The sequence below is a fragment of the Streptomyces sp. NBC_00287 genome (genome assembly GCF_036173105.1).
In the GTDB taxonomy this organism is placed as follows: Bacteria; Actinomycetota; Actinomycetes; order Streptomycetales; family Streptomycetaceae; genus Streptomyces.
On sequence record NZ_CP108053.1, the window covers coordinates 2,115,513 to 2,138,273 of the forward strand.

General features: G+C 71.0%; 16 protein-coding genes and 1 pseudogene. 3 read left to right on the forward strand and 14 right to left on the reverse strand.

Going from position 1 to position 22,761, the window contains the following annotated elements:
* Positions 1 to 62: 62 nt before the first annotated feature.
* The 9 genes and pseudogenes from OHT76_RS09645 to OHT76_RS09685 all read right to left on the reverse strand — a co-directional run bounded on the left by OHT76_RS09645 (position 63) and on the right by OHT76_RS09685 (position 10,825).
* Entirely contained in the window at positions 63 to 1,184 is a 1,122-nt protein-coding gene (locus OHT76_RS09645) for a pseudouridine synthase (protein WP_328870347.1), read from the reverse strand.
* Positions 1,185 to 1,195: 11 nt separating this feature from the next.
* On the reverse strand, positions 1,196 to 1,762 hold the full coding sequence (gene scpB, locus OHT76_RS09650; RefSeq protein WP_443049911.1) for an SMC-Scp complex subunit ScpB: 567 nt from the start codon (positions 1,760 to 1,762) through the stop codon (positions 1,196 to 1,198).
* 68 nt (positions 1,763 to 1,830) lie between these two features.
* The gene (locus OHT76_RS09655) at positions 1,831 to 2,823 is read right to left on the reverse strand and encodes a segregation and condensation protein A (RefSeq protein WP_328870349.1); all 993 of its coding nucleotides are present in this window, start codon (positions 2,821 to 2,823) and stop codon (positions 1,831 to 1,833) included.
* An 18-nt stretch (positions 2,824 to 2,841) separates the two neighbouring features.
* Positions 2,842 to 3,411 carry a hypothetical protein gene (locus OHT76_RS09660; protein WP_328870350.1) on the reverse strand — a complete coding sequence of 190 codons (570 nt, stop codon included), beginning with the start codon at positions 3,409 to 3,411 and terminating at the stop codon, positions 2,842 to 2,844.
* Positions 3,396 to 4,445: a ParA family protein gene (locus OHT76_RS09665; RefSeq protein ID WP_443049750.1), complete on the reverse strand. Its 1,050-nt coding sequence runs from the start codon at positions 4,443 to 4,445 to the stop codon at positions 3,396 to 3,398. The genes OHT76_RS09660 and OHT76_RS09665 overlap by 16 nt, the downstream gene beginning before the upstream one ends.
* A gap of 501 nt (positions 4,446 to 4,946) precedes the next feature.
* The gene (ald, locus tag OHT76_RS09670; protein ID WP_328870352.1) at positions 4,947 to 6,071 is read right to left on the reverse strand and encodes an alanine dehydrogenase; all 1,125 of its coding nucleotides are present in this window, start codon (positions 6,069 to 6,071) and stop codon (positions 4,947 to 4,949) included.
* Positions 6,072 to 6,206: 135 nt separating this feature from the next.
* Positions 6,207 to 8,271: pseudogene (locus OHT76_RS09675) on the reverse strand (tetratricopeptide repeat protein).
* Positions 8,272 to 8,440: 169 nt separating this feature from the next.
* On the reverse strand, positions 8,441 to 9,067 hold the full coding sequence (locus tag OHT76_RS09680; RefSeq protein WP_328870353.1) for an NUDIX hydrolase: 627 nt from the start codon (positions 9,065 to 9,067) through the stop codon (positions 8,441 to 8,443).
* Between the two features lie 90 nt (positions 9,068 to 9,157).
* On the reverse strand, positions 9,158 to 10,825 hold the full coding sequence (locus tag OHT76_RS09685; protein WP_328870354.1) for a CTP synthase: 1,668 nt from the start codon (positions 10,823 to 10,825) through the stop codon (positions 9,158 to 9,160).
* 509 nt (positions 10,826 to 11,334) lie between these two features.
* Between OHT76_RS09685 and OHT76_RS09690 the strand changes: the two genes are divergently transcribed.
* The gene (locus tag OHT76_RS09690; RefSeq protein WP_328876489.1) at positions 11,335 to 13,137 is read left to right on the forward strand and encodes a glycoside hydrolase family 15 protein; all 1,803 of its coding nucleotides are present in this window, start codon (positions 11,335 to 11,337) and stop codon (positions 13,135 to 13,137) included.
* A 69-nt stretch (positions 13,138 to 13,206) separates the two neighbouring features.
* Positions 13,207 to 14,589 carry an FAD-binding oxidoreductase gene (locus OHT76_RS09695; protein WP_328870355.1) on the forward strand — a complete coding sequence of 461 codons (1,383 nt, stop codon included), beginning with the start codon at positions 13,207 to 13,209 and terminating at the stop codon, positions 14,587 to 14,589.
* Here OHT76_RS09695 and OHT76_RS09700 read toward each other — a convergent pair.
* Together OHT76_RS09700 and OHT76_RS09705 are read right to left on the reverse strand one after the other, a co-directional pair.
* Positions 14,582 to 15,526 (reverse strand): LLM class F420-dependent oxidoreductase, encoded by a 945-nt coding sequence (locus OHT76_RS09700; RefSeq protein WP_328870356.1) that lies wholly within the window; start codon positions 15,524 to 15,526, stop codon positions 14,582 to 14,584. The two genes, OHT76_RS09695 and OHT76_RS09700, sit on opposite strands and share 8 nt — an antisense overlap.
* A gap of 10 nt (positions 15,527 to 15,536) precedes the next feature.
* Positions 15,537 to 17,033 carry an APC family permease gene (locus tag OHT76_RS09705; protein WP_328870357.1) on the reverse strand — a complete coding sequence of 499 codons (1,497 nt, stop codon included), beginning with the start codon at positions 17,031 to 17,033 and terminating at the stop codon, positions 15,537 to 15,539.
* A 223-nt stretch (positions 17,034 to 17,256) separates the two neighbouring features.
* Between OHT76_RS09705 and OHT76_RS09710 the strand changes: the two genes are divergently transcribed.
* On the forward strand, positions 17,257 to 18,888 hold the full coding sequence (locus tag OHT76_RS09710; RefSeq protein ID WP_328870358.1) for a PucR family transcriptional regulator: 1,632 nt from the start codon (positions 17,257 to 17,259) through the stop codon (positions 18,886 to 18,888).
* Here the strand turns inward: OHT76_RS09710 and OHT76_RS09715 are convergent.
* The 3 genes from OHT76_RS09715 to recN form a co-directional block, all read right to left on the reverse strand.
* Positions 18,885 to 20,027: a glycosyltransferase family 4 protein gene (locus OHT76_RS09715; protein WP_328870359.1), complete on the reverse strand. Its 1,143-nt coding sequence runs from the start codon at positions 20,025 to 20,027 to the stop codon at positions 18,885 to 18,887. The genes OHT76_RS09710 and OHT76_RS09715 overlap by 4 nt on opposite strands.
* Before the next feature lie 189 nt (positions 20,028 to 20,216).
* Entirely contained in the window at positions 20,217 to 20,981 is a 765-nt protein-coding gene (locus OHT76_RS09720) for a hypothetical protein (RefSeq protein ID WP_328870360.1), read from the reverse strand.
* Positions 20,982 to 21,006: 25 nt separating this feature from the next.
* Complete coding sequence (recN, locus tag OHT76_RS09725) at positions 21,007 to 22,749, reverse strand: DNA repair protein RecN (RefSeq protein WP_328870361.1); 1,743 nt, start codon at positions 22,747 to 22,749, stop codon at positions 21,007 to 21,009.
* Positions 22,750 to 22,761 lie beyond the last annotated feature (12 nt).

Below are 22,761 nucleotides of genomic sequence, written 5' to 3' on the forward strand. Positions count from 1 at the left end.
GGGGGCGAAAACGAATCGGCCGGTCCCCGACGAATCCGGGACCGGCCGTAAGCGAGGGATCTTTAGAGATCGACTTCCTTCATCAGCATGCCGACCTCGGTGTTCGACAGGCGGCGCAGCCAGCCCGACTTCTGGTCGCCCAGGGTGATCGGACCGAAGGAGGTGCGCACGAGCTTCTCGACGGGGAAGCCGGCCTCGGCCAGCATCCGGCGCACGATGTGCTTGCGGCCCTCGTGCAGGGTGACCTCGACGAGGTAGTTCTTGCCGGTCTGCTCGACGACCCGGAAGTGGTCCGCACGCGCGTACCCGTCCTCCAGCTGGATGCCGCTCTTCAGCTGCTTGCCCAGGTCGCGCGGGATCGGGCCGACGATGGCCGCGAGGTAGGTCTTCTTCACGCCGTACTTGGGGTGGGTCAGCCGGTGTGCCAGCTCGCCGTGGTTGGTGAGCAGGATGACGCCCTCGGTCTCGGTGTCGAGCCGGCCGACGTGGAAGAGCCGCGTCTCACGGTTGGTGACGTAGTCACCGAGGCACTGGCGCCCGTCGGGGTCCTCCATGGTGGAGACGACACCGGCGGGCTTGTTGAGCGAGAAGAACTGGTACGACTGCGTCGCCACGGTCAGGCCGTCGACCTTGACCTCGTCGTTCTCCGGGTCGACCCGCTTGCCCTGCTCCAGGACGATCTCGCCGTTGACCTCGACCCGCGCCTGCTCGATCAGCTCCTCGCAGGCCCGGCGGGAGCCGTAGCCCGCGCGCGCGAGGACCTTCTGGAGCCGCTCGCCCTCCTGCTCGGCGCCGGGGAAGGTCTTGGGGAGCTTGACCTCCGGCTTGCCGGCGTACCGGTCGCGGTTGCGCTCCTCCGTGCGCGTCTCGTACTCGCGGGAGCGCGCCGGAGCCGTCCGGCCGCCGGAGCGCTGGCCCTGCTTGGGGCCGCCCTTGGCGCCCCCGCGGGCCGAGGGGCCGCGGCCCGACTTCGGGCCGTCCTGCGTGGCGCCGGGGCCGACGTCGTAGCGCCGCTCCTCCGGGCGCGGCTTCTTCGGACGGCCGCTGCCCGGCTTGTCGTCGCGGTTGTTGCCGGCACCGCGGAAGTTACCGCGGCCACCGCCACTCCCGCCGCGGCCGCCGCTGTTGCCACCACGGCTCCCGCCGTTGTTTCCGCTGCTGTTCCTGCCGCTGCTGCTTCGCATCAAAATTCCGTCTAGTCGTCTGCGTCGTCGGAACCCGGCGCATCGGGTGCGTCCGGATCGAACGACGGAACCCCTTCCAGCGTCTCGGCCTCGATCGCCTCCGCCTCGGGGAGGAAGGGCGCGAGCTCCGGGAGCTCGTCCAGGCCGCGCAGGCCCATCCGCTCCAGGAAGTAGTTCGTCGTCGTGTACAGGATCGCACCTGTTTCGGGTTCCGTGCCCGCCTCCTCGACCAGACCCCGCTGCAGAAGGGTGCGCATCACACCGTCACAGTTCACTCCGCGCACCGCCGAGACCCGGCTGCGGCTGACCGGCTGCCGGTACGCCACCACGGCGAGGGTCTCCAGCGCGGCCTGGGTCAGCCGGGCCTGCTGGCCGTCCAGGACGAAGCCCTCGACGGCGGCCGCGTACTCGGGCCGGGAGTAGAACCGCCAGCCGCCCGCGATCAGCCGGAGCTCGAAACCGCGGCCCTGGACGGTGTACTCGTCGGCCAGCTCGCGCAGCGCGTCGCCGATCTGCCGCCTTGGCCGCTGGAGGATCTTGGCGAGGTGCTCCTCGGTCGCGGGCTCGTCGACGACCATGAGGACGGCCTCCAGGGCCGGCTTGAGGTCGAGGTCCGCGACCGTGTGCAGCCCGCTGATCTCCTCGCTCACTTCTTCTCCTCCTTCGGCGGCTCGGGCGGCCGGTCGAACTCGTCGGTCACCATCGGCTGGGCCTCACCCTCCCCGCCGGTCCACCGCACGATCAGATCCCCGAGGGCGGTCTCCTGGTCGAGGGCCACGGCCTTCTCCCGGTACAGCTCCAGCAGCGCCAGGAACCGGGCCACGACGGTGAGGGTGTCGTCGGTGTCCTCGACGAGCGCGCGGAAGCTGGCCTCGCCGAGCTCCTTCAGCCGCGCCACCACGATCCCGGCCTGCTCCTGCACGCTGACCAGCGGCGCATGGATGTGATCGACGTACACCTGCGGCTTGGGCTTCGGCTGCATCGCCTTCACGGCGAGCTTCGCGAACCCCTCGGGGCCGATGCTGATGACCACCTCGGGCAGCAGCTCGGCGTGGTGCGGTTCGAGTCCGACGGTACGGGGGTAGCGCCGGGCCTCCTCGTCGAGGCGACGGTTGAAGATGTCGGCGATCTGTTTGTACGCGCGATACTGCAGCAGCCGCGCGAAGAGCAGGTCCCGCGCCTCGAGCAGGGCGAGATCGGCCTCGTCCTCGACCTCGGCGGCGGGCAGCAGCCGGGCCGCCTTGAGATCCAGCAGGGTCGCGGCGACCACCAGGAACTCGGTCGTCTCGTCCAGGTCCCAGTCCGGTCCCATGGCCCGGATGTACGCCATGAACTCGTCGGTCACCTTGGAGAGCGCGACCTCGGTGACGTCCAGCTTGTGCTTGGAGATCAGCTGGAGGAGCAGATCGAAGGGGCCCTCGAAGTTGGCGAGGCGGACCTTGAAGACGCCGTCCTCGGATTCCTGCGGTTCGCCGGGCTCGGGCTCTTGAGGAACGGCCTCGGGCTCAGGCTCAGGCTCTGGGGCGGGATCCGGTGCCGGTACCGGTTCGACCAGTGGGGCCCCCGGCCCCGTCCCCAGCGCACGCCTCCGCCCGCCGGAGACACCGGCACCGGGGACGGGAACGTCGTTCGAGGTCATAGCCCCCGCAGGCTACCGCTACCGCCCGCGAAGCCGTCGTACGAGGATGCTGGCGTCCCCACGGGATTCCAGATCCGCGAGCACCACGGCCACCGCCTCACGGACGATCCGCCCGCGGTCCACGGCAAGGCCGTGCTCGCCCCGGAGCACCAGACGGGCGTGCTCCAGATCCATCAGCTCCTCGGCCGAGACATACACGGTGATCTTCTCGTCGTGCCGCTCACGCCCGCTGGGCCGCCGCGAGGCGGCCCGTCCGCGCTTGCTGCGCGCTGCCGAGGCGTCGCCAGAACCTTCCTGCGCTCCTTGGCGCCGCCCGGACCGCTCCGCGGCGGCGCCCCGGCTCCGGGACTCCCCGGACTCCGCCGGGTCCGCGTCCGCCGCGACATGCTCCGCGCCCTCGCCGTCGCCGCCCTGGGCGGGCACCGACTGCGGCGCGTCCTCCGCGGCGGCGCTGTCGCTCTCCCCCGCGGGGGCGGGCACCCGTGCCTCGCCGTTGGCCCCCCGCCGGGGAGTGGACGACTGCAGCGCCATTCCCCCTGTCGTACGGAACAGTTCGTCGGCCCCCGGCAGACTCACTCGGCGTGACACCGGGCGAGCACCTCCCTGGCGAGCTGGCGGTAGGCGGCGGCGCCGACGGAGTTGGAGGCGTACGTGGTGATCGGCTCACCGGCGACCGTGGTCTCCGGGAAGCGGACCGTGCGCCCGATGACCGTGTGGTAGACGTGATCGTCGAAGGCCTCGACAACCCGCGCGAGCACCTCACGGCTGTGCACGGTGCGCGAGTCGTACATCGTGGCGAGGATGCCGTCGAGCTCCAGGTCGGGGTTGAGCCGCTCCTGGACCTTCTCGATGGTCTCCGTCAACAGCGCCACGCCACGCAGGGCGAAGAACTCGCACTCGAGCGGCACGATCACCTTGTGAGCCGCCGTCAGGGCGTTCACGGTGAGCAGGCCGAGCGAGGGCTGACAGTCGATCACGATGTAGTCGTAGTCGGCCATGAGCGGCTTCAGGGCCCGCTGCAGTGTCGACTCCCGGGCGACCTCGGAGACCAGTTGGACCTCCGCCGCCGACAAGTCGATATTGCTCGGCAGCAGGTCCATGTTGGGGACCGCGGTCTTCAGCAGGACCTCGTCGGCCGCCATGCCCCGCTCCATGAGCAGGTTGTAGACCGTGAGGTCGAGCTCCATCGGGTTGACACCGAGTCCGACCGACAGCGCGCCCTGCGGGTCGAAGTCCACGAGCAGGACCCGGCGTCCGTACTCCGCGAGCGCAGCACCCAGGTTGATGGTCGACGTCGTCTTGCCGACGCCGCCCTTCTGGTTGCACATCGCGATGATCTTCGCCGGACCGTGATCGGTCAGCGGCCCCGGGATCGGGAAGTACGGCAGCGGCCGTCCGGTCGGGCCGATGCGCTCGCGACGCTGACGGGCAGCGTCGGGCGCGAGCGTGGCCGCGTACTCGGGGTCGGGCTCGTACTCCGCGTCGGGATCGTAGAAGTGCCCCTCGGGCAGTTCGTCGTAGTCGGCGAATTGGTTGTGGGGCGCGCCACTTCCGTCGCCGGCCATGGCGTTCACGTGATGGCCATCCATGCTCTGGTGTGCTGACAGAGTCGTCCCTGTCATCTGGTGACTCTGGTGGGCTGCGAAGGTGCGCACCGCGACGGAGCCGACAGCCTCGAACCCCGCGGACGCCTGGCCCCGCGCAGGGCTTCCTGGTTGACCACCCCCGGGAGAAAATGTCGACTCATTCACAAGTCGTCTTACCTCCTTGGGGACCAGGGGACTTCTAGACAAGGTCAGCGTGGCACCATGCCGACGGTTGGCGACTCTATGGCGTGTCGGCGGTCCGCAGCAACACAATCCGCCGGACCCGGCAGGATGTGTCGGCAATGAAACATCCCTCTGTCAAGGGCGTACGGCCGTCGCACGGTAGGTTTCACCGGTGTGCGAATCGGTCGAAGGGTTACGTTCGAGGCGAGTTGACCGAGCGTCGCAAAGTGACCATACACACATCCGGCCGGACCTTGTCGGGCAAGGTCCGGCCGGGTGGGCGACGTTGACGATCTGTGTTGACGTATCGCCTTTACGAAAAGGTGACTTAGCCGCTTTGCCAGGTCGGCAGGGTCAGCCGAGCAGCGTTTCGAGCTCCACGTGCTCCAGGCCGTGCGCCTCGGCGACCTCGCGGTAAACGACCTTGCCGTCATGGGTGTTGAGGCCCTTGGCGAGCGCCGAGTCGCGGCGCAGCGCCTCCACCCAGCCCCGGTTGGCGAGTTCGACGATGTACGGCAGCGTGGCGTTGGTCAGCGCGTACGTGGAGGTGTTGGGCACGGCGCCGGGCATGTTGGCGACGCAGTAGAAGACCGAGTCGTGGACCTTGAAGGTCGGCTCGGCGTGCGTGGTCGGGTGCGAGTCCTCGAAGCAGCCGCCCTGGTCGATCGCGATGTCGACAAGGACACTTCCGGGCTTCATACGCGAGACGAGCTCGTTGGTGACCAGCTTCGGGGCCTTGGCGCCCGGGATCAGCACGGCGCCGATGACGAGGTCGGCGTCCAGGACGGCCTTCTCCAGCTCGAAGGCGTTGGACATGATCGCCCGGACCTTGGTACCGAAGACCTTGTCGGCCTCGCGCAGCTTGTTGATGTCACGGTCGAGCAGCGTGACGTGGAAGCCCATGCCGACGGCGATCTGCGTGGCGTTCCAGCCGGAGACACCGCCGCCGATGACGACGGCCTTGGCGGGCTGGGTGCCGGGGACGCCACCGGGCAGGACGCCACGGCCGCCGGCCGAGCGCATCAGGTGGTAGGCGCCGACCTGCGGGGCCAGTCGGCCCGCGACCTCGGACATCGGGGCGAGCAGCGGAAGCGCGCGGGAGGGCAGCTCGACCGTCTCGTAGGCGATGGCGGTGGTGCCGGACTCGATCAGGGCGTCCGTGCACTCCTTGGAGGCGGCCAGGTGCAGGTAGGTGAAGAGCGTCTGGTCCTTGCGGAGGCGGTGGTACTCCTCGGCGATGGGCTCCTTGACCTTCAGCAGCAGGTCAGCGGTGGCCCACACCTCGTCGGCGGTGTCCAGGATCTGGGCACCCGCGGCCACGTACTCGGCGTCAGGGATCGAGGAGCCGACGCCGGCGCCACGCTCGATGACGACCTGGTGGCCATTGCGCACCAGCTCGTGCACACCGGCGGGGGTGATGGCCACCCGGAACTCGTTGTTCTTGACCTCGCGGGGGATGCCGACCTTCACGTCGATCACGGTCCTTGGCTCAGAGGGTGTGGGGCATTACAAGACATACCCGGGCACGCACGGGCACACCGGGAGACACCGCAGGAGAAGGTGCGGCAGAGCCAGTCTAATGAAGGTGTTGCCGCTGTCTAGCCTTTCATTGCACTAATCTTCAGCGGATGTACTACGGATTTCGCAGGCGTTAGCTGCTTGTAGCGCCCTGATCTGGCTCAGGCTCCCCCTCCGGGAGCTCCTCACCCAGCATGCGCTCGGCCGCCCCGCGGTGCAGTCGAGCCGCGGCGGAGTCGCCGAGATGCTCCAGGGTGTCGGCCAGGCGCAGATGCAGCGCGGCCTGGAGCCGTACGTCCTCGGCGCGCCGCGCCCAGTCCACCGCCTCCTGGCAGGTGCGCAGCGACTCCTCGGGGCGGCCCGCGTACTCCTGGACCCGGGCGAGCTCGCTCAACGCCCGCGCGTGGGCCGCGACATCGCCGCTCTTGCGGTGCCCGGCGACGGCGGCGCGCCAGTTGAGCTGCGCCTCGCCGTAGCGGCCCGCGAAGGTGTGCGCGGCGCCGATCCGGCCGTACAGCCGGGCGGCCTCCGCGCGCTCGTCCCGGGCAAGTCGCTGGGCGAGCGCCCGGCCGAACCAGTCGGCGGCCCGGTCGTAGTCGCCGAGCTCCAGATGGGCACCGCCTACGGATTCCATCGCGCGGCCGGTCGCATACGGATCGTTTGCCTCGCGTCCGGCGTCCAGCGCGGCCCGATATCGTGCCAGCGCCTCCTGTGTCCGCCCGGTCCGGGCGTCGAGATCGCCGAGGTTCAGCAGCGCGGCGGCCTTCTCGCGGGGCAGGTTCCGGCGCTCGGCCACGTCCAGTACCAATCCATGGATGCCGTACAGGTCACCGGCCGCGGCCTGGGTGCCGAAGTGGGCGACCATCGCCCGCACCAGCTGGGACATCAGCCGCCTGGCCAGGGTGTCCAGCTCCCCGTCGGAGACGGCGAGGCGGGCCGCGGCGAGCAGGGCGGGCCTGCGGATGCGCAGCCAGTCGGCAGCAGCGCGCGGGCTGGGGAAGCGCAGTGAGCGCGGCATGCCGAGGAGCTTCTCGCGCGCCTGCGGGCTGTCGGTCTCGGTGATCGCCCGGCACGACTGGAGCAGCCGCACGGTCCGCTCCAGCATGCGGGCGCGGGCCAGCTGGAGCTCGGCGGGCCGGTCCTGGGCCTCGGTGAGCGCCCTGAGCAGGGGGTGCAGACAGCCGGGGACCTCGTACTGCGGCAGCGGCGACTCCACGACCCGCAGCAGACCGAGGGCGACGAAGTCGTCCAGGGTGGTGCGGGCGCCGTTGACCGAGCAGCCGGCCAGCGCGGAGGCGGTGTGCGGGTCGACCAGGCCGGCCGGGGCGAGGCTGAGCAGTCGCAGTATCCGGGCGGCCGCGGCGGGCAGGGCCGCGTAGGAGAGCCGGAAGACCCGGGCGAGGGGGGTGCCCGCGGAGTCCTCGTCGATCTCCGCGTGCAGATGCTTGGCGAGGTCGGCGACGGCGGCCTTGGGGCGTGCGGCGAGCCAGCCGCCGGCCAGCCTCAGCGCGGCGGGCTGCGCCTGGCACTCCTCGACGAGCCCCTCGGCGGCACGCGGGTCCACGGTGATCCGCACCGATCCCGCATACCGGGACAGCAGTTCCACCGCCGACTTGGTGTCGAGGCCGCCGAGCGTGCACGGGCGGACGTCCGCGATCCCGGTCAGCGGCCCCGCGGAGACGCCGACGACCATGCAGTCCGGGGTTTCCGGGAGCAGGGCGTCAACCTGCTCCGCGGTGGCCGCGTCGTCGAGCAGCAGCAGGACCTTGCGATCGGCGAGGGCCTCGCGCAGCGCCGCGGTGAGGTCGTCCTCGGCGGCGCCGGCCGGGGTCGGCAGGTCCAGGGCGGTGAGCAGATCGCGGGCGACGGACTCGACGGGGATGGGAGTGCCGTCGGGCTCACTGAGCCGGGCCCGCAGCACGCCGTCGCCGTAACGCTCGGCGACCTGTCGTACGAGCTCCTCGGCGAGGGCGGTGCGGCCGGAGCCGGGGCGGCCCGCGATGAGCAGCACGCGCGCGCGGGGTGCCTTCTTCCCGGAGAGAGTGTCCAGACCCGCCCGCTCGATATCGGCGAGCAGCTCCTTCAACTCCCGTGTCCGGCCCAGGAAATGACCGTCGGCCGACAGCTGAACGCCGCCTGTGTCCACCGCCTGATCCGTCACGGGCCACACTCCCGTCCCACCGCACGCGCAGAGCCCGCCGGGACTCCGGTTCGGGCGTTTCCAGAGCCTAGTTCACGCTCTGCAACGTTCCGTGAGGAGCGCGGCGGTGACGGTCAGGACTCCCCCGATCGGATCAAGGGATCATAGGACCGACGGCTCAGAGTGCCCCCTACACGTCAAACGGCCGCGCAGGCCACGGCGCCTCCGCCGGACGCAACCCGTCCACCCCGCCGGAGGCCCGCGCAGCAACGAGCGAGAGCACGCCGACGACCAGGCAGTTGTTGTGCAACTCCCCCGCGAGCACCCCTCGGACCAGCTCGCCCAGAGGCACACGCGCGTGCTCCAGGTCCGCCTCCTCGTCCTCCACCTCGAAGCGCTCACCCTCGGCCTCGGACAGATCGCGGGCCAGGAAGATCCGTACGGCCTCGTCGCAGCCGCCGGCCGTGGTGTAGACGTCGGTCAGCACCCGCCAGTCCTCGGCCTTGACGTGCGCCTCCTCGTACAGCTCGCGCTGGGCGGCGTGCAGCGGGTTCTCACCGGGGATGTCCAGCAGCCCGGCCGGGATCTCCCACAGCTTGTGGCGTACGGGGTGCCGGTACTGCTTGATGAGCAGCACCCGGTCCTCGTCGTCGATGGCCAGGACGGCGACCGAGCCCGGGTGGACCTGGTAGTCGCGGCGGACCACAGTGCCGTCGGGCATGACCACGTCGTCCGTGCGGACGGAGGTCTTGTTGCCCACGAAGGGGGTGTCCGTCGCCCGGATCTCCCACTCCTGCGGGGTGTCCTTGATCGTCATGCCCTGCCCTTCCAGACGGTACGCAAAAGAAAAAACCGGGGTGCGCGCGTCCTGAACGCGCGCACCCCGGTCACCGTAACAACCCTTGTGTCACTTGCCCGTCTTGCGCTCGACAGCCGCCTTCACCAGGCCCGCGAACAGCGGGTGGGGGCGGGTCGGGCGCGAGCGCAGCTCGGGGTGCGCCTGCGTCGCCACCAGGTAAGGGTGGACGTCGCGGGGGTACTCGACGTACTCCACGAGCTTGCCGTCCGGCGACGTGCCGGAGAACAGGATGCCCGCCTTCTTCTCCAGCTCCGCGCGGTAGGCGTTGTTCACCTCGTAGCGGTGCCGGTGCCGCTCCTCGACGTACTCCTTGCCGTCGTACACCTCACGCACGATGGAGCCCTCGGCCAGCTTGGCCGGGTACATGCCCAGGCGCATTGTTCCGCCCATGTCGCCCTCGCCGGCGACGATGTCGAGCTGCTCGGCCATCGTGGAGATGACCGGGTGGCCGGTGGCGGGGTCGAACTCGGTGGAGTTGGCGTCGGAGATGTCGGCGAGGTGGCGGGCCGCCTCGATCACGATGCACTGCAGGCCCAGGCAGAGGCCCAGCAGCGGGATCTTGTTCTCGCGGGCGAACTTGATCGCGCCGACCTTGCCGAGCACACCGCGGTCGCCGAAGCCGCCCGGGATGCAGATGCCGTCGACGTCACCGAGCTGCGCCTTGGCGCCGGCCGGGGTCTTGCAGTCGTCGGAGGTGACCCACTTGATCTTCACGCGGGCCTTGTTGGCGAAGCCGCCCGCGCGCAGCGCCTCGGTGACCGAGAGATAGGCGTCGGGCAGGTCGATGTACTTGCCGACCAGAGCGAGGGTGATCTCGTGATCGGGGTTGTGGACGCGGTCCAGCAGGTCGTCCCAGGTCGTCCAGTCCACGTCGCGGAACGGCAGGTCCAGCTTGCGGACGACATAGGCGTCCAGACCCTCACCGTGCACGGTCTTCGGGATGTCGTAGATCGACTTGGCGTCGGGACAGGCGACCACGGCGGACTCGTCGACGTCGCACATCAGCGAGATCTTGCGCTTGATCGCGGTCGGCACCTCGCGGTCGCAGCGCAGCACGATCGCGTCCGGCTGGATACCGATGTTCCGCAGGGCCGCAACCGAGTGCTGGGTCGGCTTCGTCTTCAACTCTCCCGAGGGGCCGATGTACGGCAGGAGGGAAATGTGAACGACGAAGACATTGTCCCGGCCGACCTCGTGCCGGACCTGGCGGACCGTTTCCAGGAACGGCAGCGACTCGATGTCGCCGACCGTGCCGCCGACCTCCGTGATGACGACATCGACCTCGTCCGTCGCCATCCGGCGGATGCGGTGCTTGATCTCGTTGGTGATGTGCGGGATGACCTGCACGGTGTCGCCCAGGTACTCGCCGCGCCGCTCCTTGGCGATCACCGTCGAGTAGACCTGTCCTGTAGTGACATTGGCGGAGCCGTCCAAGTCACGGTCGAGGAAGCGCTCGTAGTGTCCGATGTCCAGGTCCGTCTCGGCGCCGTCGTTGGTGACGAACACCTCACCGTGCTGGAAGGGGTTCATCGTCCCCGGGTCGACGTTCAGATACGGGTCGAGCTTCTGCATCACGACGCGCAAACCCCGCGCCTTGAGCAGCATGCCGAGGCTGGAGGCGGTGAGGCCCTTGCCGAGCGAGGAGGCGACACCCCCAGTGACGAAGATGTGCTTGGTCGTCGTGGCTGTGCTGTTTCGAAAAGCAGCGGGCGTCATGGCCAAAGGGGGGCTCCCGTGGTCGCGGTCTGGGGTGCGGAGCGGCGCTCACACCGGAGATTCCGGAGTCGCCGTCGCTGCGGTTCGGGGGTTTTTCTCCCACCGGTCCACGGGCTACCAGGGTATCAGCGCCGCGAGGCGATGGCTTCCGGCCACGCTCTGCGCACAGGCCGATACGGAGCCACACGGGCGCACCGATTTCTCACCCGTTGCTCACCCGTTCGGCCCACCCACGTTGCCCGGAGCGGCACGCAGATCATCTACGTGCGTCGTATCCTGCTCGGACACTCACTGCCGAGCCGGACCGGCACACACGGCACCACCCCCGCCCGTACCACCGGAACATCGAGAGCTCGTCAGTTCGTTGAGCAACAATTGACGTTTTGCCTCACGGCGGAGCGGCTGCTTTGCTTCACCGCTCAACGACGCATTACAACGACCCCTTGACCGCACTAGCGACCGCCCCCTTTTGCCTGGGGGGTGACGTGGCCGTTCGACTGGAGTTGCACGTGGCCGGGCGCATCGAAGACTACGCACTCATCGGAGACATGCAGACCGCAGCTCTGGTCTGCCGGGACGGCACAGTCGACTGGCTGTGCCTGCCCCGCTTCGACTCGCACGCCATCTTCGCCGGTCTGCTGGGCACCGAGGAGCACGGTTTCTGGCGGCTCGGGCCCGCGCACGCGGCGGACGCGGAGCCGCCCGTCGCCGCCCGGCGCAGCTACCGCGGGGACTCGCTGATCCTGGAATCCGAGTGGGACACCCCGCGCGGCACGGTCCGAGTGACCGATTTCATGCCCCCTCGCGACGGCGCCCCGCAGCTGATCCGGATCGTCGAGGGCGTCTCCGGCCGCGTACGCATGCGCTCGGCCCTGCGGATGCGGTTCTCCTACGGCCGGGTCGTGCCGTGGGTGCACAAGCACGAGGGCCGTACGGTGGCCGTCGCGGGCCCGGACTCGGTGTGGTTCGACACCGACCGCGAGACCTACGGCAAGGCCCTGACGACGTACTCCGACTTCACCGTCGGCCCGGGCGACCGGATCGCGTTCACCATCTCCTGGCAGCCCTCCCACCACCAGCCGCCGCCGCTGCCGGAGCCGGAGCAGTCGCTGGAGGCCACCGAGGACTTCTGGCGCGAGTGGGTCGAGCACTGTACGTACCACGGCCCCTACCGCGAGGCCGTGATCCGCTCGCTGATCACCCTCAAGGCCCTGACGTACGCCCCGACCGGAGGCATCGTCGCCGCGCCGACGACCTCGCTGCCCGAGGAGATCGGCGGCGTCCGCAACTGGGACTACCGCTACACCTGGCTGCGGGACGCGGCGATCACCCTGTCCTCGCTGCTGCGCACCGGCTACCGCGAGGAGGCCCGCGCCTGGCGCGAGTGGCTCCTGCGCGCGGTCGCGGGCGACCCCGAGAACCTGCAGATCATGTACGGCATCGCCGGGGAGCGCGAGCTCGGCGAGGCGGAGCTGGACTGGCTGCCCGGCTACGAGAGCTCCGCGCCGGTCCGGGTCGGCAACGGCGCCGCGCACCAGCTCCAGCTGGATGTGTACGGCGAGGTCACCGAGGCCCTGCACCTGGGCCATATGACGGGGCTCGCCCGCAACGACTACGCCTCCCTGCTCCAGCTGAAGCTGATCCGCTATCTGGAGGACCACTGGGACGAGCCGGACGAGGGCATCTGGGAGGTGCGCGGCCCGCGCCGCCACTTCGTGCACTCCAAGGTGATGGCCTGGGTCGCGGTCGACCGCACCATCAAGCTGATCGAGTCCGGTGACGCGGACGGCCCGCTGGAGCGCTGGCGCGAACTGCGCGACGACATCCACCGGGACGTGTGCGAGAAGGGCTACGACAAGGAGCGCAACACCTTCACCCAGTCGTACGGCTCCAAGGAGCTGGACGCCTCGCTGCTGCTGATTCCGCAGATGGGCTTCCTGCCGCCGGACGACAAGCGGGTCATCGGCACCATCGAGGCGATCCAGCGCGAGCTGTCCACCACGGACGGCTTCATCCTGCGCTATCCGACGCAGGGTGAGGACGAGGGCGTCGACGGTCTGCCCGGTGACGAGGGCGCGTTCCTCGCCTGCTCGTTCTGGATGGCGGACGACCTGGCGATGATCGGCCGCGTGGACGAGGCCCGCAAGCTGTTCGAGAAGCTGCTGTCGCTGCGCAACGACCTCGGTCTGCTGGCCGAGGAGTGGGACCCGCGCCTGCAGCGCCAGGTCGGCAACTTCCCGCAGGCCTTCAGCCACGTTCCGCTGATCGACACCGCGCTGCGTCTGACGGCTTCGGGAGCGTACGGCGGCTGAACGAGCCCGCCGGGCCGCGCCCGCCTACGCTGGAAGCGACAATTCCCCCTTTCCGGAAGGGGGGCGGCCATGGCTTCCCTCTCGAAGGCGGGCGCGGCCCTTGCCGCGTTGCGCGAGGATCTCAGCGGCGATGTGTTCGCCCCGGGGGACCTGGGTTACGACGAGGCCCGCGTCGTCTTCAACGGGATGATCGACCGGCGCCCCGCGGTGATCGCCCAGTGCGTCGACGAGGCCGATGTTGTGCGCTCGGTGCGCTTCGCCCGGGATCTGGACCTGAACATCGCGGTCCGCGGCGGCGGCCACAGTGTGGCGGGCACCGCGGTCAACGACGGCGGTCTTGTCATCGATCTGCGCCATATGCGCGCGGTCACCGTCGATCCCGCGGCCGAGGCGGTGCGGATCGCGGGCGGCGCCACGATGAGCGACCTGGACCACGCGACCCAGGTCTACGGTCTGGCCACGACCGGCGGCCGGGCCTCCACCACCGGCGTCGGCGGCTTCGTCCTCGGCGGCGGCACCGGCTGGCTGGACCGCTGCTGCGGACTCGCCGTCGACAATCTGCTCGCCGTCGAGCTGGTCACCGCCGACGGCCGTCAGGTCCACGCGAGCGCCGACGAGAACCCGGACCTGTTCTGGGCGCTGCACGGCGGCGGAGGCAACTTCGGCGTGGCCACCTCGCTCACCATGAAGCTGTACGAACTGCCGGAGTTCGCCATCGCGTTCCTGCTGTACCTGCCGGAGCACGGCCGCGAGGTCGTTCGCACCTACCGCGATGTGATCGCCGTAGCACCGAACGAGGCGGGCGGGGGTGTCCTCTATCTCACCGGCCCGCCCGAGGAGTTCTGCCCGCCGCACCTCCAGGGCACCCTGCTGTGCGCGGCGCTGCTGACCTACGCCGGGAGCGAGGCGGACATGCGCAAGGTGGCGGAGCCGCTGCTGGCGCTGCCGCACGAGGGAGGGATCGTCGGGGCGATGCCGTACGTCGATGTGCAGTGCATGATCGACGATCCGCCGGGGTTCAGGAACTACTGGTCGGCGGAGTATCTGACGGGTCTGCCCAACGACTACGTCGACGTGTTCTGCCGCGGCGCGGAGTCGATGCCCGTCCCGACCGGGACCATCCACGCGCTGATGCCGCAGGGCGGCGCCATCGCCGACGGCCCGCAGAAGTACCCCGTGCCCTACCGGGACGCGGCTTGGGTCACGCACCCCTTCGGCATGTGGGAGGACCCGGCGGACGACGAGCGAGGCATCAAGTGGGTCCACGACGTCCGCGCCGACGCGCAGCCCTGGAGCACGGGTGCGGTCTATCTCAACTTCATCGGCGCGGAGGGGCCGGAGCGGGTGATCGCCGGCCTGGGCGCGACGAACTACCGGCACTTGGAGGAGATCAAGCGGACGTACGACCCGGACAATGTGTTCCGGTTCAACCACAACATCCGGCCTAAGTGAGCGCCGCGAACGCCGTCAGCGTCCGCTCCCCTCCCGGATCCCCCGCCGTCGCCGGCACCAGCGCGATCTCGTCCAGGCCCGCCTCCGCATAGGCGTCCACGCGCGCGCGTACGGCGTCGAGGTCACCGACCAGACCCACGACGCTCACCGCTTCCGGGGGCACCGAAGGGTCCGCTCCCGTCGCCGCCCGCTGCACCGCCTCGCCGAATCCCGCCGCCGTGAACATGTCGCTGTACCCCGGCACCGTGAGATAGCCCGCGATGCTGCCCAGGACCTGGGTGAGGGCCTCCGGGTCCGGTTCGACCGCCGCGGGCAGCCACGCCGCCAGTGCGGGCGGGGTACGGCCCTCGCGTTCCGCCGCCGCGTGCAGCTTGGCCCGCAGTGCGCGGACCTGCTCCGGGGAGACGATGTCGAGGAGCATGCGGTCGGCGTGCCGGGCCGCCGTGGCGATGGCCCGGTCGCCGAACGCCGCGACGGTGAGCGGGCCGCCGGACGGCAGGTGCCGACGGCGGAAGACACTGCCGGGGACGACCGGTTCGCCGGGCGCGGTGTGCAGCAGCGCGCTCACGGCCCGCGCCGACTCCTCCAGTACGGCCGCCGGACGCACCCGGGGCCGCCCGTGCACCCCCTCCACGACCCGCTTGCTGGAGGTGCCCAGCGCCACCCCGACCCGGCGCCCGGTCACGGCCGCGCAGGAAGCGGCGCCCCGCACGATCGTGAGCGGATCACGTACCGACACCGGAACCGGCCCGGCCGTCAGCGCGACCCGCTCGGTGGCCCGCCCGATCGCCGCGGCAAGGACGAAGGAGTCCCAGGTCGGCCCCTCCCCCGCCCACACCTCCCGGTAGCCGAGCCGGTCGGCGGCCCTCGCCACCCGCAACGGCTCCTCGACCGGACTGTCGTCCTCCCGTGCCACGGCAACCACGCTGAAGTCCATGCGGGCGCAGCTACCCCGCCGCGGGCTCGCCAACCGGGGTTTCCGTGCGCTCGGCCGCGTCCTCCAGCACGATCCGGCCGATGATCGCGTAGCGCTCGGGCCGGTTGAACTTCAGGTAGAGGCCAAGGCCCAGGCCGCCGAAGAAGACCAGGCCCACGATCCACGGGATGGCCTTGAAGAAGAGCGAGTCGGCCGCCGTACCGGCCGCGGTGTCGAGGTTCGTCACCAGCAGGCCGACGACCGCGATCATGCCGAGGCCGCCGAGCAGGGGCGCGGTGAGGGTGCGGAACCAGTGGCGGTCCTCGGGGTGGTTCTTCCGGAAGTAGCCGATGACGGCGAAGGAGCACAGGGTCTGCACGATGAGGATCGCCATCGTGCCGAGGATCGCGAGCAGTGTGTACAGGTGGATGTAGGGGTCCTGGTCGGTCAGCCAGAAGGCGCCCACCAGGCCGACCGCGATGACCGACTGCACGAAGGAGGCGATGTGCGGGGAGCCGTGCTTGGCGTGGGTGCGGCCGAGCGCCGGGTGCAGGAAGCCCTCGCGGCCGATGGCGTACAGATAGCGGGCCGCGCACTGGTGGAAGGCCATGCCGCAGGCGAACGAGCCGGTGATCAGCAGCCACTGGAAGGTGTCCACGGCCCAGGCGCCGATGAAGGAGTGGGCCGGGGCGAAGAACAGGTCCAGCGGGCTGGTGCCGGAGGAGATCTCGACGGAGCCCTTGAGACCGTTGCCGGCGATGGTCATCCAGGAAACGTAGATGTAGAAGATGCCGACGCCGATGACGGAGATGAGGGTCGCGCGCGGGATGACCCGCTTGGGGTCACGGGACTCCTCGCCGTACATCGCCGTCGACTCGAAGCCGACCCACGACCAGAAGGCGAAGAACAGGCCGAGCCCGGCGGAAGTGCCGGTGAAGGCGTTGGCCGGGTTGATCGGCTCGACGGGGATGCCGTCGGGGCCGCCGCCGTTCAGGAGTACGGCGGTGGCGACCGCGAACAGCACGGCGATCTCGGCGATCAGCATCACGCCGAGCGCCTTGGCGGTGAGGTTGATGTCGAAGTACGCCAGCACGGCCGTGACGGCGAGCATGGCGACCGCGTACAGGATCCATGGCAGATCGACGCCGAGCTGGTCATGGACGGTGGTCTTCGCGAAGTAGGAGAAGACGCCGACGATGGATGCCTCGAAGACGATGTATGCCAATACGGCGAGCATTCCGGACGCCATGCCCGCGATCCGGCCGAGGCCGTGCGAGATATAGCCATAGAAAGCGCCGGCCGCAGTGATCCGGCGGGCCATGGCGACATACCCGACGGAGAAGACCGTCAGCACGAGCGTCGCGAAGAGATAGCCCGCGGGCGCGCCCGTGCCATTGCCGAAGCCGACCGCGATGGGCAGGTTGCCGGTCATCGCGGTGATCGGCGCGGCGGTCGCCACCGCCATGAACACCACGCCCACCAGACCCACGGAGTTCGCCTTGAGCCGATGGATCTCTTTCTCTGCCATTTCCGCCCCTCTCGCCCTGCCGCTGCAACGAAATCCGAAGGTCACGTGCCGGTTGCCCGCCGGATGCGCCAGTGTGGCGGTGGAGTGACGCGCGCCACAACAGACACGCGGTCATACAAATCCGGGCCGGGCGCGACGCATTGTCGGGCGCGAGGGCCGGATGATCGTTTCCGTAACCACCTGGAGATGTCCCGGAAGCACGGGCGCGGGTAGCGTCCGGCTCATGGACAGCGGATACGACACTCAGGGCGCCGGCATCACCGTGCAGCGGGCACTGGAGCTGCCCGGGCTGCGCGGCGGGCTCCCCGAGATCCTGGCGGGCGCCGACCGTCTCGGTCGCACCGTGCGCTGGGTGCACGCGGGCGAGGTGCCCAACATCGCCTCGCTGCTCAAGGGTGGCGAGCTGCTGCTGACCACCGGCTACGGCCTCGGCACCCGTCCGGCCGAACAGCGCGCGTTCGTCCGCACGCTGGCCGAGCGCGGTATCGCCGCCCTGGTGGTGGAGCTCGGCCCGCGCTTCACCCGGCTGCCCGCGGCCCTCGTCGACACGGCCCGGGCGACCGGGCTGCCACTGGTCCAACTGCACCGCGAGGTGCCGTTCGTGACGGTCACCGAGGAGATCCACACCGAGATCGTCAACGGCCACTACGCGCTCCTCCAGCGCGCCGAGGAGGTCCACCGCCGCTGCACGGAGGCCCTTCTGGGCGGCGGCGGTATCCCCCAGGTACTGGGCATCCTCGCCGACTTCAGCGGCAACCCGGTGTTCCTGGAGACGACCGACGGCCAGCTCCTGTACGCCGCCGGGGCCGGCCCGGAGAACGCCGATCCGCTCCAGGTCTGGGAAGGCCTGCGCGGCCAGCACAAGGACGCTCCGCCACCGGCGGGCTCGGTCCTGGTGGACGTGCCGGGCGGCGGCCCTGGCACGGGCTCGGTCCGTGCGCGCCTGGTCCTGCTCCCCGTGCGCGCCCCTCTCGCTCCCGTGCACCGGATCGCGGCGGAACGGGCGGCCGGCATCCTCGCCGTCGTCCTGATGCAGGCGCGGCAGGAGGAGGAACTGGCGGCCCGGGGCCGCGGTGACTTCCTGACCGACCTCGCCGAGGGCCGGATCGCCGCAGAGGACGCGCCCGCGCAGGCGCGCGTGCTGGGCTTCAAGCCGGGGGACAGCCCGCTGCTGCCGGTGGTGATGCGGCTCGGCGACGGGCTGTCCCCGGGCGGCGGGTGGGCGGTGCTGGCCCGCGCGGTCGCCGAGGAGCTGGCGTCGGTGGGGGTACCGGTGCTGCTGGGCGTACGGCCGGTGGAGGGCCGCGTGCCGCTGCTGCTGGGCCTGCGTTCGGAGTCGGAGCGGTCGGCGGTCGCGGACCGGGTCGCGGCGGCGCTGCGGGCCGGGGTGGAGCGGGCCGGGATGCAGCGGCCCGGGGCGCAGCCGCCGGTCGTGGTGGTGGGGATCGCGGGCGGCTGGGCGGCGGCCTCGGCGAGCCTTCGGCACGCGGCGGAAACCGCGACCGCGGCCCAGGGCCTGACCGACCGTCCCTGGTACGACGCCCGCCGCTTGGACATCGACCTGCTGCTGTGGCGGCTGCGCGAGCATCCCGACCTCGCGGCCTTCGTGGACCGCGCGATCGGCCCGCTGCGCGACCACGACGCCCGCTCCAAGCCCCCGCTGCTGCCCACCCTGCAGACTTATCTGGCGCACGCGGGCCGCAAGGCGGAGACGGCCCGCGAACTGCACCTGAACCGGCAGACGCTGTACAACCGCCTGGCCCGCATCGGTGAGTTGCTGGGCACGGACCTCGACGACCCGCATTCGGTACTGGCGTTGAGCCTGGCGCTGCGGGCCCGTCGGCACGTGACCTAGATCAGCGGCCGGGGCTGGGTCAACTCGTCGTAGACACTCAGCACTTGAGCGACGGTCTCGTCCTCGGTCGGCCAGGTCCCCGCCTGCCGTACCCCCCGCTCCCTGAGCAGCTCGCAGCGCTCGGGATCGCCGAGCAGGCGTACGACGGCGTTGGCGAGCGCCTCCGGATCGCCGTACGGGACGAGTTCGGCCGCGTCGCCGACGAGTTCGGGCACTCCGCCGACCTCGGTCGCGACGAGCGGCACGCGCGCGTGCAGGGCCTCCTGGGCGAGCACGGACCGTGACTCCCACCGGCTGGGCAGCAGCGCGAGATCGGCGGCGGCGAGCAGGTCCCGTACGTCGTCACGGCGCCCGATGAGCCGGACGGGCAGCCCCTCGTCCTCGATACGGCTCTGGAGTTCGCCCCGCAACTCCCCCTCGCCGGCGATGACGACGAGGGGCAAGGGGTCCATCCGGCGCCACGCGCGCGAGGCGTCCAGCAGGACGTCGTATCCACGATGCCGTTCGAGGGAGCCGACGGCCATCAGCAACGGGCGTCCGATGGCGCCGAGTTCGGCCCGCACCTTGGGCCGCAGCCGCTCGGCCTCGTCCTGCTCGCTCTCGGGGGCGCGGCGGGCTCCGGGCAGCGACACGGCGGCGAGCCGCGCGTCCCGGGCGCCGGTACGGCGGGCCCGGTCGACGAGCGCCGAGGTGGTGCCGAGGACCACGGAGGCGGCCTTGGCGACCCGCCGCTCCAGCAGGCGTACGAGATGGGCGCGGGCGCCCTCGGCGTACGCCCGGTCGTGCCAGGTGACGACGAGGGGCGTGCGCCGCCCGCTGAGCGCGAGCACGGCGCGGAAGGAGGCGTGCAGCCCGTGAGCGTGCACCAGATCGGCGTCCGCGCAGGCCGCCCGGAGCGCGGCCACGGAGCCGGGGTCGCTGCTGCGCGGCACATGCACGTGCTCGGCGCCGACCCCGCTGAAGCCGTAGAGGTGATCGGCCTCGACGGGGGCGCACACGGTGACCCGCACGCCCCTCGCGACGAGCCCCGAGGCCAGAGAGCGCACATGCACGCTGCTGCCGGCGTTGCCTCCGCCCAGCACCTGCACGGTGCGCAGCGGCGACTGGCCGTGCGGTGAGTGGCTGCTCACGGGGGTCACGTGGCCGTGCTCCTGGTTCGGGGTCGGGCGGTCACGAAGAAAGTACAGAAGGATCGAGCGGAGGGGGTGAACCGCGAGGATCCCTGCGCGTACGACGTGCACTGCCAAGGATGCCAGGACGTACGGGTGTTCCGGGAACGCCGAGGTGGCCGACGGCAGCGAGCGACACGGGCGGTGGCAGGGAGTGGGTCACCCACATGGGTGAGAGCCGGCACGGATGTGCGCGAGGCTCAGGCTCCGGGCCGCCTCGCTCACCTTGTCCCCGTACACGGTCGCGGCAACGAGCGCGGCGGCGTGGGCGGCGAGTCCGGCCCGTCCGTTGCCGGCGACGACGGCGGCGCCCAGGGCCGCGCCCAGCGCGTGTGCGCCGGTGTCGCCGATCATCGAGCGCTCGGCGACATCGTCCGGCAGTACGGCCGCGGCGGCCCCCATCGCGGCGGCGGACAACTCCCCCGCCTCACCGCCGCGCAGCAGCCCGGGCGCCCCGAGCGCGAGCACGGCGCCCACGGCCCGACCCGGCCGTACGTCCACGAGGTTGACGAAGTGCGCGGTACCGGCGATGACCACCCCGGCGAGCACCTTGTCCACTGCCCGCTCCTTGAGCAACGCCCCGGCGAGCAGCCCGGCCGCCCCGACCCCGAACAACTTGACCGCGCCACTGGTGACTTCACCATGCCGGAGGGCGGACATATGTGCCCGGAACCCACGTCGCGGATCACGGGCGCCGACGACATCGTCGTACGCCCCGCAGACTCCGGCGAGGAACAAAGCGCCCCCGACCCGACCACTACCGAGTGCGACAGCCAGGGCACTGGCGGGCCCAGCGCAGAGGTCGACGGCACGCCCGGCGTGGTTGGTCCGCTCCCAACGGTGCCGCCCGCCCGGGGTATTGGCGCGGAGGACGGACAGACCGACGCGGGTGGTCAGGGCAGTAAGGGCAGCACGGTTGATCATCCGCCCACCCAAGCAGACCTCGCGCCTACCCGTCCCCCCGGGCCGTTGCCAGCAGCTCCTCCGCGTGCGCCCGTGCCGTCTCCGAGTCCTCCTGACCCGCCAGCATCCGCGACAGTTCCCGGATCCGGTCCTCGCCCTCCAGCACCTTCACACCGGACCGCGTAACCGAACCGTCGTTGGTCTTCTCGACCAGCAACTGCCGGTCGGCGAAGGCCGCGACCTGCGGAAGATGCGTCACGACCACCACCTGAGCGGTCTTGGCGAGCCGTGCGAGCCGCCGGCCGATCTCGACCGCCGCCTTGCCGCCGACGCCCGCGTCGACCTCGTCGAAGAGATACGTCGGCACCGGGTCCGTCCCCGCGAACACGACCTCCACGGCCAGCATCACGCGGGACAGCTCACCGCCGGACGCGCCCTTGGCGATGGGCCGCGGCGGAGCCCCGGGGTGCGGCGCCAGCAACAGCTCGACCTCGTCGGCGCCGGACGGCCCGTACGCGACCGTACGCCCGCCGACCTCCACGCCCTCGGGGTCCTCGCTCTGCCGGATGTCGAAGGACACGCGCGCGTGCGGCATGGCCAGCGAGGCCAGCTCGGCGGTCACCGCCGCCGCGAACCGTTCGGCGGCCTCGGTCCGCGCATCGGTCAACGCCTGGGCGAGCCCGCCCAGTTCGGTCCGCAGCGCGTCCCGCTCGGCGGTGAGCTCGTCGATCCGCTCGTCGTCGCCGTCCAGTTCGGTGAGCCGGGCGACGCCCTCCTCGGCCCAGGTGAGCACGGCGGCGACATTCTCGCCGTACTTCCGCGTCAATGCGGTCAGCGCGGCCCGCCGCTCCTCGACAGCGGCCAGCCGCAGCGGATCCGCGTCCAGGTCATCGGCGTACCCGGCCAACTCGCCCGCCACATCGCCCAGCAGGATCCCGATCTCGCCGATCCGGTCGGCGAGCGCGGCAAGTGCCGGGTCGTGCGACCGTACGGCGTCCAGCGCCCGCTGCGCACCCGCGACCAGCGTCGCGGCGTCGATGCCCTCGGGGTCCTCGGGGTTTCCGGCGAGCGCCGCGTGTGCGGCCGTAGCGGCCGAGGCGAGCGCCTCCGCGTGCCCGAGCCGTTCGGCCTCCTCCGCGAGCTCCACGTCCTCACCGGCGCGAGGCTCGACGCCCGCGATCTCGTCGAGCCCGAAGCGCAGCATGTCGGCTTCCTGGGCCCGCTCACGCGCGCGCGTGGTGATCTCGTCGAGCTCTACGGCGACGGCGCGCAGCCGCCGGTAGGCCTCGCCGTACTTGGCGAGCGGCACCGTGACGGCGTCCCCCGCGTACCGGTCGAGCGCCTGCCGCTGCCGCGTCAGCTTCAGCAGCCCCTGCTGATCTGTCTGCCCGTGCACGGCCACCAGATCGTCGGCGAGCTCCGCGAGCAGCCCGACCGGCACACTGCGCCCACCGAGGTGGGCCCGCGAGCGCCCCTCGGCGGAAACGGTACGGCTGATCAGCAGCGCCCCGTCGTCGAGCTCGGCCCCGGCCTCCTCGGCCCGTACGGCCGCGGAGGCGCCCATGGGCACGGTGACCCGCCCCTCGACCACCGCCTTCTCGGCCCCGATCCGCACCAGCGCAGGATCCGCACGCCCTCCGAGCAGCAGCCCGAGGCTGGTGACCACCATGGTCTTGCCCGCACCCGTCTCACCTGTGACAGCGGTGAATCCCGGCGACAGCTCGACGACGGCGTCATCGATGACTCCGAGCGACCGTATCCGCATCTCTTCCAGCACGGACACGACCATACGAGGTAGGGA

Bases quoted from the DNA above. Each gene is read 5' to 3' on its own strand.
- OHT76_RS09645 (WP_328870347.1), bottom strand. From the start codon at position 1,184: ATGCGAAGCAGCAGCGGCAGGAACAGCAGCGGAAACAACGGCGGGAGC.
- scpB (WP_443049911.1), bottom strand. From the start codon at position 1,762: ATGGTCGTCGACGAGCCCGCGACCGAGGAGCACCTCGCCAAGATCCTC.
- OHT76_RS09655 (WP_328870349.1), bottom strand. From the start codon at position 2,823: ATGACCTCGAACGACGTTCCCGTCCCCGGTGCCGGTGTCTCCGGCGGG.
- OHT76_RS09665 (WP_443049750.1), bottom strand. From the start codon at position 4,445: ATGACAGGGACGACTCTGTCAGCACACCAGAGCATGGATGGCCATCAC.
- OHT76_RS09680 (WP_328870353.1), bottom strand. From the start codon at position 9,067: ATGACGATCAAGGACACCCCGCAGGAGTGGGAGATCCGGGCGACGGAC.
- OHT76_RS09685 (WP_328870354.1), bottom strand. From the start codon at position 10,825: ATGACGCCCGCTGCTTTTCGAAACAGCACAGCCACGACGACCAAGCAC.
- OHT76_RS09695 (WP_328870355.1), top strand. From the start codon at position 13,207: ATGGCTTCCCTCTCGAAGGCGGGCGCGGCCCTTGCCGCGTTGCGCGAG.
- OHT76_RS09700 (WP_328870356.1), bottom strand. From the start codon at position 15,526: ATGGACTTCAGCGTGGTTGCCGTGGCACGGGAGGACGACAGTCCGGTC.
- OHT76_RS09705 (WP_328870357.1), bottom strand. From the start codon at position 17,033: ATGGCAGAGAAAGAGATCCATCGGCTCAAGGCGAACTCCGTGGGTCTG.
- OHT76_RS09710 (WP_328870358.1), top strand. From the start codon at position 17,257: ATGGACAGCGGATACGACACTCAGGGCGCCGGCATCACCGTGCAGCGG.
- OHT76_RS09720 (WP_328870360.1), bottom strand. From the start codon at position 20,981: ATGATCAACCGTGCTGCCCTTACTGCCCTGACCACCCGCGTCGGTCTG.
- recN (WP_328870361.1), bottom strand. From the start codon at position 22,749: ATGGTCGTGTCCGTGCTGGAAGAGATGCGGATACGGTCGCTCGGAGTC.